This window comes from Streptomyces sp. CA2R106 (assembly GCF_037034245.1).
Classification (GTDB): Bacteria; Actinomycetota; Actinomycetes; order Streptomycetales; family Streptomycetaceae; genus Actinacidiphila.
In genome coordinates, this window is sequence record NZ_JBAGKC010000006.1 from 75,707 (window position 1) to 88,932 (window position 13,226).

Genomic DNA, 13,226 nt, shown 5'->3' on the forward strand with positions numbered 1-13,226 from the left:
TGTGTCGGGGCCCGGCCGGCGGGACCCTGCTGAGTGCCGGACCGCCGGTCGGCGGCGACTGCGCGACAGTGGGGGAGCACAGGTGACGCTCGACGGGCGGGACGTGCCGCGGCACGTCGCCTGCGTGATGGACGGCAACGGCCGGTGGGCCCAGCAGCGGTCCCTGCCGCGGACGTCGGGGCACCGGGCCGCGGAGGCACCGGTGATCGACGTGATTGAGGCGGCGCGCTCGGCGGGCGTGCGGTGGCTGAGCCTGTACGCGTTCTCCACGGAGAACTGGCGCCGCCCGGCCGGCGAGGTCGACTTCCTGATGGGGCTGGTGCGGCGGGTGGTCCGCAAGCACGCGGCGCTGCTGCACGTGCGCGGCATCCGCTGCCGCTTCCTCGGCGTCAGCGACCCGAGGATTCCCGCGCCGCTGGCCCGCGACCTCGCGGACCTGATGACGCTGACCGAGGCGAACCGGGGGATGACGCTGACCGTGGCGTTCGACCACGGCGGGCGCCGGGACATCGTGGAGGCGGCCCGCTCGCTGATCCGCAGCGCGGTGCCGGCCGACGCGGTCGACGAACGCCACTTCGCCGCGCACCTGCCCTTCCCCGACACCCCGGACGTGGACCTGGTCATCCGCACCTCCGGTGAGCAGCGCATCTCCAACTTCATGCTCTGGCAGGTCGCTTACGCCGAGTGGGTCTTCCCCCCGGTGCTGTGGCCCGACTTCCGCGCGCCGCACTTCCTGGAGTGCGTCCGCGCCTACCAGCAGCGCGACCGCCGCTTCGGCGGTGTCGCCCCGTCCCCGAACGGAGAGGTCCACCTGTGACCGAAGCAGGCAGCAGCGGCGCGGGGAGCACCGGCCCCCGCGCCCATCCCCAGGACGGCGGCGGCCGTTCGCTGTTCGGGCCGGACGCGCAGTTCCACCGGTTCTTCAACGACCCGCGCTGGGCGCTGGCCGTGGTCCGGGCCACGGTGCTGGAGGCGGCACACCCGCAGGTCGGCGCGGCCCTGATCGACAACTCGACGTTCGTGGCGCACCCGTGGCGGCGGCTGCGCAACACCCTCGTCAGCCTCCAGCGGATGTTCGGGGCCGACGACCGCACCCGGCAGCGGGAGGCGGCCCGCCTGAACCGGCTGCACGCCAGGCTGTCCGGCACCGACGCGCAGAACCGCGCGTACGACGCGATGGACCCGGCGGTCCGCGCGTGGGTGGTCGCGACGCTCTTCGAGAGCTCCGTGACCATGTGCCGGCTCAGCGGGCAGCCGCTCGACCAGGCCACGATGGAGCAGCTGTACGCGGAGTTCCGCGCGTACCTGGCCGCTCTGGGGGACCGGGCCGGGCACCTGCCGCCCACGCTGCCGGAGTTCTGGCGGTACTACGACCGCGTGGTCGAGGAGGAACTGGAGAACACGGACGCGGTGCGCCTGATCCTCTACAAGCTCTTCGACCACCTTCCGGCGCCGCCGCTGCTGGAGGGCCTGCCCACCGCGTGGGCCGCCGGACGGACGGTCGCCGGGCCGGTGATCGGCGCGATCACCGTGGCCTCGCTCCCCGAGGCGTTCCGCCGCCGCGCCGGGCTGCCGGAGACGCCGGGCGCGCAGACGCTGATGCAGGGCGCGTACCTCGCGGCGGGGCTGGCGCGGTTCCTGCCCGAGGGCTGGGTGCGGACCGAGGCCGTCACCGACCTGCTGTCGCTGACCCCGGGCAGCGACGACCCCCGGGCGGCGGCGCTGGACGCGCTGCGCGGCCAGGTGAAGCGGGCCGGCGCGCTGTTCCGGCTGGTCGCGCCGCTGCCCGCGCAGCGGACCGCGGAACAGGCCGGGCAGCGGCCCGGGACGCGCGGTGCGGAGCGGGCGCCGGACTCCCCGGAGGCGGCGGCCCGGGTGCGCGGCTCCGGCGAGTTCTTCACCGCGGTCCTCGACCAGACCGGCGACGGCTACCTCGACTGGCCCGACCTCGCCGCCATGGCCCGGGAGCTGTCCTTCCGCCTGGATCTGGACGAGCCGCAGGAGACCCGGCTCTACAACGCCTTCGCCGCCTGGTGGAAGGAGCTCCAGGCGGACCTCGACGTCAACGGCGACGGCCGGATCAGCGCGCAGGAGTACGCCGACGCTGTCCCCTCCCTGGCCGGTCCGGCGCTGATCAGGGTCGCCGAGGTGCTCTTCGACGTCACCGACGCCGACGGCAACCAGTACATCGACGCCGAGGAGTACCGGGCGCTGTTCCGCACCGGTTTCCACCGCAGCGTGGCGGGCGGCGAAGTCCGCTACTCCCGGGCGGCGTTCGTGAAGGACTTCCTGTCCTTCATGTCGGGCCGCGCGGCCTCCACCGCCTACGACCCGCTGTTCACGCAGGCGTAGGTGTCCGTCCGGGTTCCTCCGGCGCGGGTTCCGGTACGGCGTCCGGTATCTCTTCCGGCACGGGCGGGCCGCCGCCGCGGGCAGCGATGAGTTTCCGCGGCGGCAGCGGTCTCATGTCCGTCACCGACCGCACAGGAGGAACCCGTGGCGCAGTTGCTGCGTGTACAGAACTTCACCGTGTCCAGCGACGGCGTCGGCGCCGGCGAGGAGCAGACGCTCGAGCGGCCGTTCGGGCATGTCGACCCCGGGCAGCTGTTCGCGTGGGCCGGGGCCACCGCGAGCTGGCCGATGCGCACCGACGGCGGCGGCAGCCGCGGGCTGGACGACTACATGACCCGCGACTTCGCGCACAACATCGGCGCCGAGATCATGGGCCGGCACAAGTTCGGGCCCCAGCGCGGTCCCTGGCAGGACGAGGAGTGGCGCGGCTGGTGGGGCGACGAACCGCCCTTCCACACCCCGGTGTTCGTGCTCACCCACCACGAGCGGCCGTCCTTCACCCTGGGCGAGACCACCTTCCACTTCGTCGACGCGGACCCGGCCGAGGCCCTCGCGCAGGCGCGGGAGGCGGCGCAGGGCAAGGACGTGCGGCTCGGCGGCGGGGTGAGCACCATCCGGGAGTTCCTGGACGCCGACCTGGTCGACACCCTCCACATCGTGGTCGCCCCGGTCCGGGTCGGCTCCGGGCTGCGGCTGTGGGACTCGCCGGACGACCTGCGCGACCGCTTCCACGTGGACGTCGTCCCCAGCCCGAGCGGGGTGACCCACCACCTGTTCTGGCGCAAGTAGCCGCGGTGTCGGCAGGCGCGGGCCGCCGCCGGGTGGCCCGCGCCCGGCGCGGCGCGGAATGCGAGCCGGGCGCCGCGCGTTGGCGACGAGGAGATCATCACGAGGAGATCATGACGAGGAACGAGGAGCGATGAAGCACATCAAGCTGCGCGACCTGGACGTCTCCCGGATCGGGCTCGGCGCCATGGGCATGTCCCACGCGTACGCCGGGGCGGGGAGCGATGACGCGGAGTCGATCCGTACGATCCACCGCGCCCTGGAGCTGGGCCTCACGTTCGTCGACACCGCCGAGGTCTACGGGCCGTATGTCAACGAGGAGCTGGTCGGCCGCGCGCTCAAGGGCCGCTGGGACCAGGTGGTGCTGGCGACGAAGTTCGGGCTGATCTCGCACACCGGGCGGGAGGGCGGCGCCGACAGCAGCCCGGCCAGTATCCGCACCGCGGTCGAGGGTTCGCTGAAGCGGCTGGGTACGGACCGGATCGATCTGTACTACCAGCACCGTGTCGACCCGGGTACGCCGATCGAGGAGACCGTCGGCGCCCTCGCCGAGCTGGTCGCCGAGGGCAAGATCCGGTACATCGGGCTGTCCGAGGCCGGTCCCGACACCATCCGGCGCGCGCACGCGGTGCACCCGGTGACCGCGCTCCAGTCGGAGTACTCGCTGTTCACCCGTGATCCGGAGCAGCGGGTGCTGCCGGTGCTGCGCGAGCTGAACATCGGGTTCGTGCCCTTCTCGCCGCTGGGCCGCGGCTTCCTGACCGGGTCGATCCGTTCGGCCGACCAGATCGACCCGAAGGACTTCCGCGCCGACAACCCCCGCTTCACCCAGGAGAACTTCGCGCACAACCTCCGGCTGGCCGACGAGGTCGCGGCCGTCGCCGCGGAGATCGGCGCCACCCCGGCGCAGGTCGCGCTCGCCTGGCTGCTCGCGCAGGGCGACGACATCGCCCCGATCCCCGGCACCCGCCGGGTCGCCCGCGTCGAGGAGAACATCGGCGCCGACGCGGTCCACCTGACGGACGCGCAGCTGGCGAAGCTCAGCAGCCTTCCCCCGGCCGCCGGCGAGACCCACAACGCGGCGCAGATGCGCCTGCTGGAGCGCTGACCGCCCAACCGTCCGGCCCACCCGCCCGGCCCCCCGGCGCTTCTGCCGGCGGGGCCGGCGGAAGGGTCACAGGTGTGTGCGCGCCACGGCGGGCAGCGTGCCGTAGCCGCGCAGGATGCGGGTCGGGCGGCGGCGCGCCCCGGCCCGCAGCTCGATGGCGGGGAAGCGTTCGAAAAGCGTGCGCAGCCCCACCTCGCCCTCCATCCGCGCCAGTGACGCCCCGAGGCAGTAGTGGCGTCCGGCGCCGAACGACAGGTGGTCGCGGGCGTTCTCGCGGGTGACGTCGAAGGTGTGCGGGTCGGCGAAGACCTCCGGGTCGCGGTTGGCCCCGGCCAGCACCACGCTGACCAGCCGCCCGGCCGGCACCGCGGTGCCCGCGATGGTGGTCGGCCGCACCGTCATGCGGCCGGTGAGCAGCACGGGCGGGTCGTAGCGCAGGATCTCGTTGACCGCGTTGCCCCAGGCGTCGGGCCGCTCGCGGAGCAGGGCGAGCTGGTCGCGGTCGGCCGAGAGCAGCGCGATGCCGTTGCCGAGCAGGTTGACGGTGGTCTCGAAGCCGGCCGCGAGCACCAGCCCGGCGGTGGACTTCAGCTCCTTGTCGGTCAGGCCCGTGCCGTCCTCCTGGGCGGTGACGAGCTGGCTGAGCAGGTCCTCGCCGGGGTCGGCGCGCAGCCGGTCCAGGTGGCCGCTGAGCCACTGGTCGAAGGTGCCGAGCGCGGACTCCACCCGGCGGAACTCGCCCCAGGGCAGGCCGACATCGAGGCTGGGCGCGGCCGCCTCGCCGAGTTCCAGCACGCGGTGCCGCTCGGCGGGCGGGATGCCCAGGATCTCGCAGATCACCGTGACGGGCAGCAGCGCGCAGTAGCGCGCGATCAGGTCGGCGGGCTCGTCGGCCGGTATGGTCCCGACCAGTTCGTCCGCTATCTGCTGGGTCCGCTCCTGGAGTTGGGCCACCGCCCGCGCGGTGAAGACCTTCGTGACGAGCTTGCGGTAGCGAGTGTGCTGCGGCGGCTCGACCGCGAGCAGCGACGGCGGCCGGACCGGGTGCAGCACCTCGATCTCCGACCAGGCACCGACCTTGGCGAGCAGGGTGTCCGCGGCCACGAAGCGGCCCGCCTCGACATCGGGGTTGGCCAGCGCCTCCCGGACGGCCTCGTGGGAGGTCACGACCCTTCCGAACCTGGAGGTGAGCACAGGTCCCTGGGCGCGGATGTCGTCGAGCAGGGCGAACAGTTCGGCGCTGGTGCCGCCGGCCATCGTCGCGACGAGCCTCCCCTGGAGGTCGCCGCGCCGGGCACCGAGGGCGACCGCGGTGCGGGGGAGGGCGTGGTTGGCGCCCCAGCGCACCACCTGTTTGACCTGGCGGGTCGGAGGAAATTGCATCGGCGCTCCTCATCCTCATTACCCACACCGTGGGTAATCCGCGCGCCATTCAATACCCACGTTGTGGGTTTGTGCAAGGCAGGGCACAATGAGCTGCTATGACGCGACTCCCGGAGACCGGCACGACCTGCGCGGAGCCCGGCCCGGCGCGCCGCGGCCGACCGCCCAAGGGCACCGCCCAGCTCTCCCGGGACGGGATCGTCGAGGCCACGCTGAAGGTGATAGACGCCGACGGGACCGCCGCGGTCTCGATGCGCTCGGTCGCCCGCGCCCTCGGGGTCGACGCCAAGAGCCTCTACAACCACGTCGACGGCAAGGACGGGCTGCTGGACGCCGTCGCCGAGCACCTCCTCGGCGGGATCGCGCTGCCCGAGCTGACCGGGGACTTCGCCACCGACCTGCGCGCGGTCGCCGACGCCTTCCGCGCGCGGGCGCTGCTGCACCCCGAGGCGGCCGCACTGGTGCTGACCCGTCAGGTCACCTCGCTCGCCGCCCTCGCCCCCGTCGAGGCGATGCTCGCGGTGCTGCGCGGCGCCGGCTGCCCGGTCGGCGAGGCCGTCCAACTGCTGCGGCTGCTGGTGGCCGCCCTCGTCGGCATCCTGCTGCGCGAGGTCAGGACCGGGCCGACCTACGGCGTCGTCGAGGCGGGCGGCCTCGCCCAGCGCCGCGCCCTGCTGGCCGGCTCCGGCCTGCCCCACGTGGCGGAGGCGGTCGCCGAACTCGCGCACTTCGACCGTGAGGAGGGCTACGAGTACGCCATCGACGCGGCGATCGACGTCGTCGTCCGCCGCGTCGCCGCGGTCACCTCCGCCGCCGAAGGCCGCTGAGCGTCAATCGGTGAGCGCGCACCGGTGAGGCACGCACCGGTGAGCGCGGGTCCGTGGGGCCACTTCCGCCCGGGCGTTCGTGGCACAGCCGTCCGGAAAAGCACACCGGGGGCGGGGTTTGAAAAGCCCGGGACCGTAAAGGCGGTGGCTATCACGATTTCACGTCTCGGAGGGAAGAGCGGGTCATGGGAATTCTCGCGTGGATCATCATCGGACTGCTGGCGGGGGCCATCGCCAAGGCGCTCATGCCCGGTCGCGACCCGGGCGGAATCATCATCACCATGGTGATCGGAATTCTCGGCGGTCTGCTCGGCGGTTGGCTGGGGAAGGTCATCTTCCACGTCCACTCGATCAACGGGTTCTTCCACCTGTCGACCTGGATCGCGGCGATCGTCGGCTCGATGATCCTCCTGGCGCTCTACCGGGCGGTCACCCACGGCCGGCGCTCCTGACGCGGACATCCGCCCACCCTTCCGGCCGCGCCCGGGAGTTGTCCCACCGACCGGCCATGGGCAACGGCGCCAGGGTGGAGAAATTCCCAGAATTCCGTTTCCCGGAAATCGCCGTTCGATCCAGGAGATTCCCGGACCGACCGACAGAGAGGATCGACGACATGAGTGACCACGGCAAGACGCAGGCGAAGCTCGACGAAGCCAAGGGCAAGGTGAAGGAAAACGTCGGCCACGCCGTCGGCAACGAGCGCATGGAGGCGGAGGGCCGGACCGACCAGGCCGGGGCCGACATCCGCCAGGCCGGCCACAAGGCCAAGGACTCCGCCGAGGCCGTCTTCCACAGCGACGACTGACGCCCCTCGACGACCGACGTCGTGGCGGAACACGGGTGTGCCCGCCCGGAGGAGCAGGACCCTCCGGGCGGGCACACCCGTGTGCGCTGCGCTGCGCTGCGGTGCGGCGCGGTGCGGCGCGTCGACGGCGCCGCCGTCCACGGTCCCGGCCCGGGGCCGGGTCGGCCGCCGAGGCGGCGTCAGGACCGGGTGAGCAGCGCGCGACCGGGGCAGACGACGGGCATGGACACCGCCGACACGCCTCCGCAGCCCGACCGGCCGCCCGTACCCCCGACGTCTCCCGCGTCTCCGGCGCGCCGCGCGGCTCCGTACGCCGGGAGCGGCGAGGCGCCGCCGGTGCCGTCCCAGTCGCCCGGGCAACCGCCCCACGGCGACGCCGGCGGTTCCCGGGAACCGGGCCCGCGACGTCTCCGCGGGCCGGTGCTGCTCTCGATGCTCGCCGCCGCGGTGGCCGTCGTCCTCGTGCTGGTGCTGACCGGCAACGGCAGTCGCCACCAGGACGGTTCGCCCGCCGGCGGCGGGGGCGGACCGGTGGGGGCGGACGACTTCCATGCCGGCGACACCGCCCTGGTCGTCCTCGACGGTGTGTCCGGCCGCATCCAGCTGACCGCCGATCCGCACGCCCACGCCGTCACCGGCAGCTTCCACCGCACCGACGGCACCGCCGACCGACTGCGCGGACGGACCGTCCACGACGCCTCCGCCGGCCGTGACGCGCTCGAGGTCGGGTGCGAGGACCAGGCCGGGGTCCGCGTGCCGTGCGCCGGGGACCTGGTCCTGACCGTGCCCGCCCACACCGGGCTGCGCCTGCGCCAGACCTCGGGCCAGGCCGTGCTGAGCGGGCTGGGCGGCGACGTCACCGTCGACGCCTCCTCGATCCAGCTCACCACGGCCGGCCTGCGGTCCCGGATGGCGCACTTCACCGTCACCTCAGGCAGCGCCGACCTGTCCTTCGCGGGCGTGCCCGACGACTTCGACCTGCACGAGACGTCCGCGTCCGTCACCGCGCACCTGCCGCACTCCCCGGACGGCTACGCCGTCGCCACCGCGGCGTCGTCCGCGAGCACCCAGGTGACGGTGCCGCGCAATTCCGCCTCCGCGCACCGGCTCTCCCTGGCCGTCACCTCCGGCTCGCTGTCCGTCGCCTCCGCGGGATAGGGCGACCCCGCGCCGCACCCGGCGCGGCCGTTCACGCCCCCAGATCCGCCAGGACCTCCCTGGCGGCGCGGGCCCCCGACGCAAGGGCACCCTGGACCGAGCCGGTCGCCCGGTGGTCCCCGCACAGGTAGCGGCGTGCGCCGCCCGCGTCGCTCATGGCCGACCCGTCGCCCGCGGGCCGGCGCGTGCTGCGGGTGAGCGGCCAGGGCGGCGGCATCGCGGGCAGCGCCTCCGGTACGCGGAACTCCGCCACCGGCTCCCACCCGTCGGTGTCCGTGTCGTACAACTCCGCCAGGGTGCGGCGCACTTCGGCCTCGTCCGGGGTGCCGGTCACGCCGAGGACGGAGGTGGAGACGAGGGCCCGACCCGGAGGAGCGTAGGTCGGTCCGATCGCGCTCAGCACCACCGTGTTCAGCACGCGCCGGGCGGAGTCGGTGACCAGCACCGGCTCGGTGAGCGGCGGTTCGGGGGCGGCGTGGTAGTACGTCGTGACCGCGCGGGTCGGCACCGGCGCGAGCCCGGGCAGCAGCCGGACCGCGGCGCCGGGCCCGGTCGCGACCACCACGGCGGTGGCGGTCTCCTCCCGCCCGTCGGTGAGCAGCACGCCGTCGTCCGTCAGCGCCTCGACCGGGGACTCCAGACGCACAGTGCCGGGCGGCAACGCCGCGGCGAGCTGCGCCGGGACCGCGCCGATCCCCTCGGCCGGCAGGCACAGGGTGCCGCGCAGCATGGACCGCCACACCAGGTGGAAGAAGCGGCTGGAGGTCTCCAGTTCGTCCTCCAGGAAGACCCCGGACAGGAACGGCCGCAGTACCCGGTCCACGAACTCCTCGGAGAGCCCGGCCGCGGACAGGGCGGTTCTCGTGGTGCGGTCGGCGCCGTGCTTCAGCACGTGCGGCGGTGCGACCAGGTCGCGGCCGCTGAGCACGCCGAGCGCGGCGAGGTCGCGGGCGGAGCCGAGCCGCCCGGGCACGAGGTCGGCCAGCCGGCCGAGCCGGACGGGCCCGCGGGTGGGGTCCGCCACCCGCAGCCGCCCCTCGCCGGTGTGCACCAGCAGGTCCGGGGCGAACGGCCGCAGCCGCAGCCCCCGCAGCTCAAGTCGCCGCTTGACCTGCGGATACGACGTGTTGAACACCTGGAAGCCGCGGTCGAGGCGGAACCCGCCCCGGACGTCGGTGCGCATCCGCCCGCCCACACCGTCGGAACCCTCGAACACCCGCACCGTCAGGCCCGCGGCGGCCAGATCGCCCGCGCACGCCAGCCCTGCCGCACCTGCGCCCACGACCAGCACGTCCACGGGTTCCACCCCAGCCGCCACGACCGCCACCACCCTCTCCTCAGCGGTGGACTACCCGGCCCGCCCCAAAATCCACGGCTCCGTCCGGGTGATGCGCGCTGCCGGGGGCCCGCAGTCCCGTCGTGAGGGGCGATGGCGTGACCGCCGCGGCGCGGGCCGGAACGGTCCGGCCCGTCCGCCGGGAGCCGTCAGTAGGCGTAGAAGCCCGCGCCGGACTTGCGGCCCAGGCGGCCCGCGTCGACCATGCGCTGGAGGATGGGCGGGGCCGCGTACAGGGGCTCCTTGTACTCGGAGTACATCGAGTCGGCGATGGCGGCCACCGTGTCCAGGCCGATCAGGTCGGAGAGCTTGAGCGGGCCCATCGGGTGGGCGCAGCCCAGCTCCATGCCGTTGTCGATGTCCTCGCGGGTGGCGATGCCGGACTCGAACATGCGGATCGCGGAGAGCAGGTAGGGCACCAGGAGGGCGTTGACGACGAAGCCGGAGCGGTCCTGGGCGCGGATGGGGTGCTTGCCGAGGACGTCGGTGACCAGGGCCTCGGCGCGCTTGACCGTCTCGCTGCCGGTGGTGAGCGCCGGGATGATCTCGACCAGGCGCTGGACGGGGGCCGGGTTGAAGAAGTGGATGCCCACCACCTGGTCGGGGCGCGAGGTGGCCACCGCGAGCCGGACCAGCGGGATGGAGGAGGTGTTGGAGGCGAGGATGGCGTCGGGGCGGGTGACGACCTGGTCGAGCGTCTTGAAGATGCCGAGCTTGACCTGCTCGTCCTCCACCACCGCCTCGATCACCAGGTCCCGGTCGGCGAACTCGGCCAGGTCCGTGGTGTAAGTGAGCCGGTCCAGCGCCGCGTCCCGCTCCTGTTCGGTGAGCTTGCCGCGCTCCGCGGCCTTGGCGAGCGAGTTCGCCAGCCGGGCGCGGCCCAGCTCCAGCGCCTCGCCGGAGGTCTCGGCGACCCGGACGTCGAGTCCGGCCTTCGCGCACACCTCGGCGATGCCCGAACCCATCTGGCCCGCGCCCACCACTCCGACGCGCTGGATGTCACTCACTCGTCCGCCTCCCGATCGCCGGCCGTGTCCGGCCCCGTCGCTGCCTGCCGTGCGCTGGCTCGTACCTCTGATCACCGGCCCCTGATCACTGCCCCGATCGGGTACCGGACAGACGTTACCGCCCAGGAGGATCGGCGGGGCCGCCGCCCTGCCGCTCCAGTGGACTGGACCAGTCGGTGCTTGCCGCCATTGGCCCGGGCCACCATCATCGGCGGATCTGGACGGTGGATCAGGCAGATCGGCTCGATCAGGAGGACCGTATGGACCCGCTGCACCCGCTGCACCCGCTTTCCCGGAGGACGTTGACCGTCGCCGCCGCCGGAGCGCTGGCCTCGGCCGCGGCGGTCGGCACCGCACAGGCCGCGACCGCCGCCCGTACCGAGACCCCCGCCCGTACCGCCGACCCGGCCCGTCCCGCCGGCCCCGCCGCGGCCCCGGGCACCTCCCGCCGCGAGCTGCGCGGCATGTGGATCGCCACCGTCGCCAACACCGACTGGCCCTCCGCGCCCGGCCTGTCCCCGCAAGCGCAGCGCGCCGAGCTGACCGGCCTGCTGGACCTCGCGGTCGAACGGCGGTTGAACGCCGTGATGGTGCAGGTCCGCCCGACCGCCGACGCGTTCTGGCCGTCGCCCTATGAGCCCTGGTCGCAGTACCTCACCGGCACCCAGGGCCGCGACCCCGGCTGGGACCCGCTGGGCACCGCCGTCCATGAGGCGCACCGCCGCGGGCTGGAGGTGCACGCCTGGTTCAACCCGTACCGCGTCGCGATGACCGACGACCCCGGCACCCTCGCCCCCACCCACCCGGCCCGGCTGCACCCGGAGTGGGTGCTGCCCTACGGCGGCAAGCTCTACTACGACCCCGGGCAGCCGCAGGTCCGCCGCTTCGTCGAGGACGCCATGCTCGACGCGGTGCGCCGCTACCCGGTCGACGCCGTGCACTTCGACGACTACTTCTACCCGTACCCGGTGGCCGGCCAGACCTTCGCCGACGACGCGAGCTACGCCCGCTACGGCGCCGGCTTCCCCGACCGCGACGCGTGGCGCCGCCACAACACCGACCTGCTGGTGCGCGAGATGGCCGCCCGCATCAAGCAGGTCCGGCCCGGCACGCAGTACGGCATCAGCCCGTTCGGCGTGTGGCGCAACGCCGCCACCGACCCGCTCGGCTCGGCCACCGCGGCCGGGGTGCAGACCTACGACGACCTGCACGCCGACACCCGCGGCTGGGTCGAGCGCGGCTGGCTGGACTACATCGCCCCGCAGGTCTACTGGAACATCGGCTTCGCGGCCGCCGACTACGCGGTGCTGGTGCCCTGGTGGTCCGATGTGGTGGCCGGCACCCGCGCCAGGCTCTATGTGGGGGAGGCCCTGTACAAGGCCGGCGCCGCGGGCCAGCCGGCGGCCTGGCAGGACCCGGCCGAGCTCTCCCGCCACCTCGCCTTCGACGCCGGCTACCCGCAGGTGCGCGGCAACATCTACTTCTCCGCGACGCAGGTGGGCGCCGACCCGCTGGGCGCGATGAGCGAGGTGGTCGCCGAGCACTACCCGACGAGGGTGCGCACGCCGTGAGATGACGGGCGGTCAATTTCCCTCTGCCCGCGGCCGGTTGTGAGCACCTCACGGCCCGGCCGCGGGCGGATAAACGTTCGTGTGCCGATCGCCCGCGCTGCTACGTTCTCCGCGTGGCGAAACTCAATCAGATCATCGCAGTCGAGAAGGGCGCCAAGTCCAAGGCCCACCACGAGCTGGCGTCCGCCCAGCGCGACCTGCTCAAGCCCGCGCTGCTGTCCGGCATCGCCCGGACCTACCAGCCCAAGGACGAGGAGGGCGAGCAGCTGCCGCCGGAGTCCACCCGGGTGCAGGTCCAGGCCGAGCAGGTGCTGCGTTCCGCGACGACCGCGCTGAGCCGGCTCTTCGACGTGACCGCCACCAAGGACTGGGCGAACTGCGAGGCGCGCGCCGACATCACGGTGGACGGCCGCGAGCTGGTCCGCGACGTGCCGGTGACCTACCTGCTCTTCCTGGAGAAGCAGCTCGTGGAGCTGGGGCAGTTCATCCGGAAGCTGCCGGTGCTCGACGCCGCCGAGGCGTGGAACCTCGACGCCTCCACCGATGCCTGGAAGACCGAGCCGGTGCGCACCATCCGCACCCGCAAGGTGCCGCGCAACCACGTGAAGGCCGAGGCGACCGAGCAGCACCCGGCGCAGGTCGAGGTCTACTACGAGGACATCGCGGTCGGGTACTGGACGACGGTGAAGTTCTCCGGCGCGCTGCCGGCCCGCCGGGTCAACGAGCTGCTGGAGCGGGTGGACAAGCTCCACCAGGCCGTGCAGTTCGCCCGTGAGGAGGCCAACGGCGCCGAGGTCGCCGACCGGCGGGTCGGGGACGCCGTCTTCGGCTACCTGCTCGGGGCCTGACCCCACAAGTTCCCTCCGCCGCGTGCGGAGGGGCTTCCCCGCCCG

At 73.6% G+C, this 13,226-nt stretch carries 13 protein-coding genes; 10 read left to right on the forward strand and 3 right to left on the reverse strand.

Annotated features, from left to right (window positions below):
- Nucleotides 1-82: 82 nt before the first annotated feature.
- The 4 genes from uppS (at nucleotide 83) to WA788_RS11365 (ending at nucleotide 4,246) form a co-directional block, all read left to right on the forward strand.
- Entirely contained in the window at nucleotides 83-817 is a 735-nt protein-coding gene (uppS, locus tag WA788_RS11350; RefSeq protein WP_335975489.1) for a polyprenyl diphosphate synthase, read from the forward strand.
- Nucleotides 814-2,352, forward strand: coding sequence for an oxygenase MpaB family protein (locus tag WA788_RS11355; RefSeq protein WP_443034010.1), 1,539 nt, complete (start codon nucleotides 814-816; stop codon nucleotides 2,350-2,352). Before uppS ends, WA788_RS11355 begins: the two co-directional genes overlap by 4 nt.
- A gap of 144 nt (nucleotides 2,353-2,496) precedes the next feature.
- Nucleotides 2,497-3,141: a dihydrofolate reductase family protein gene (locus tag WA788_RS11360; protein WP_335975491.1), complete on the forward strand. Its 645-nt coding sequence runs from the start codon at nucleotides 2,497-2,499 to the stop codon at nucleotides 3,139-3,141.
- A 130-nt stretch (nucleotides 3,142-3,271) separates the two neighbouring features.
- Nucleotides 3,272-4,246 carry an aldo/keto reductase gene (locus WA788_RS11365; RefSeq protein ID WP_335975495.1) on the forward strand — a complete coding sequence of 325 codons (975 nt, stop codon included), beginning with the start codon at nucleotides 3,272-3,274 and terminating at the stop codon, nucleotides 4,244-4,246.
- Between the two features lie 66 nt (nucleotides 4,247-4,312).
- Here WA788_RS11365 and WA788_RS11370 read toward each other — a convergent pair whose 3' ends face one another.
- Complete coding sequence (locus tag WA788_RS11370; RefSeq protein WP_335975498.1) at nucleotides 4,313-5,629, reverse strand: cytochrome P450; 1,317 nt, start codon at nucleotides 5,627-5,629, stop codon at nucleotides 4,313-4,315.
- 98 nt (nucleotides 5,630-5,727) lie between these two features.
- Between WA788_RS11370 and WA788_RS11375 the strand changes: the two genes are divergently transcribed.
- The 4 genes from WA788_RS11375 (at nucleotide 5,728) to WA788_RS11390 (ending at nucleotide 8,419) form a co-directional block, all read left to right on the forward strand.
- Nucleotides 5,728-6,456 carry a TetR/AcrR family transcriptional regulator gene (locus WA788_RS11375; protein ID WP_335975501.1) on the forward strand — a complete coding sequence of 243 codons (729 nt, stop codon included), beginning with the start codon at nucleotides 5,728-5,730 and terminating at the stop codon, nucleotides 6,454-6,456.
- A 185-nt stretch (nucleotides 6,457-6,641) separates the two neighbouring features.
- Nucleotides 6,642-6,908, forward strand: a complete 267-nt coding sequence (locus tag WA788_RS11380) for a GlsB/YeaQ/YmgE family stress response membrane protein (protein ID WP_335975504.1) — start codon at nucleotides 6,642-6,644, stop codon at nucleotides 6,906-6,908.
- Nucleotides 6,909-7,069: 161 nt separating this feature from the next.
- Entirely contained in the window at nucleotides 7,070-7,261 is a 192-nt protein-coding gene (locus WA788_RS11385; protein ID WP_335975507.1) for a CsbD family protein, read from the forward strand.
- Between the two features lie 420 nt (nucleotides 7,262-7,681).
- Complete coding sequence (locus WA788_RS11390) at nucleotides 7,682-8,419, forward strand: hypothetical protein (RefSeq protein WP_335975513.1); 738 nt, start codon at nucleotides 7,682-7,684, stop codon at nucleotides 8,417-8,419.
- 31 nt (nucleotides 8,420-8,450) lie between these two features.
- Here WA788_RS11390 and WA788_RS11395 read toward each other — a convergent pair whose 3' ends face one another.
- Both WA788_RS11395 and WA788_RS11400 read right to left on the reverse strand, forming a co-directional pair.
- The gene (locus WA788_RS11395; RefSeq protein WP_335975516.1) at nucleotides 8,451-9,737 is read right to left on the reverse strand and encodes an NAD(P)/FAD-dependent oxidoreductase; all 1,287 of its coding nucleotides are present in this window, start codon (nucleotides 9,735-9,737) and stop codon (nucleotides 8,451-8,453) included.
- Nucleotides 9,738-9,904: 167 nt separating this feature from the next.
- On the reverse strand, nucleotides 9,905-10,762 hold the full coding sequence (locus WA788_RS11400; protein WP_335975518.1) for a 3-hydroxybutyryl-CoA dehydrogenase: 858 nt from the start codon (nucleotides 10,760-10,762) through the stop codon (nucleotides 9,905-9,907).
- Between the two features lie 260 nt (nucleotides 10,763-11,022).
- Between WA788_RS11400 and WA788_RS11405 the strand changes: the two genes are divergently transcribed.
- Entirely contained in the window at nucleotides 11,023-12,333 is a 1,311-nt protein-coding gene (locus WA788_RS11405; protein ID WP_335975520.1) for a glycoside hydrolase family 10 protein, read from the forward strand.
- 113 nt (nucleotides 12,334-12,446) lie between these two features.
- Nucleotides 12,447-13,181 (forward strand): DUF7873 family protein, encoded by a 735-nt coding sequence (locus WA788_RS11410; protein ID WP_335975522.1) that lies wholly within the window; start codon nucleotides 12,447-12,449, stop codon nucleotides 13,179-13,181.
- Nucleotides 13,182-13,226: the final 45 nt, after the last annotated feature.

What these genes read in the sequence shown, in the direction of transcription:
- WA788_RS11405 (WP_335975520.1), top strand. Translation starts at nt 11,023, where the DNA reads ATGGACCCGCTGCACCCGCTGCACCCGCTTTCCCGGAGGACGTTGACC.
- WA788_RS11385 (WP_335975507.1), top strand. Translation starts at nt 7,070, where the DNA reads ATGAGTGACCACGGCAAGACGCAGGCGAAGCTCGACGAAGCCAAGGGC.
- WA788_RS11375 (WP_335975501.1), top strand. Translation starts at nt 5,728, where the DNA reads ATGACGCGACTCCCGGAGACCGGCACGACCTGCGCGGAGCCCGGCCCG.
- WA788_RS11380 (WP_335975504.1), top strand. Translation starts at nt 6,642, where the DNA reads ATGGGAATTCTCGCGTGGATCATCATCGGACTGCTGGCGGGGGCCATC.
- WA788_RS11365 (WP_335975495.1), top strand. Translation starts at nt 3,272, where the DNA reads ATGAAGCACATCAAGCTGCGCGACCTGGACGTCTCCCGGATCGGGCTC.
- WA788_RS11370 (WP_335975498.1), bottom strand. Translation starts at nt 5,629, where the DNA reads ATGCAATTTCCTCCGACCCGCCAGGTCAAACAGGTGGTGCGCTGGGGC.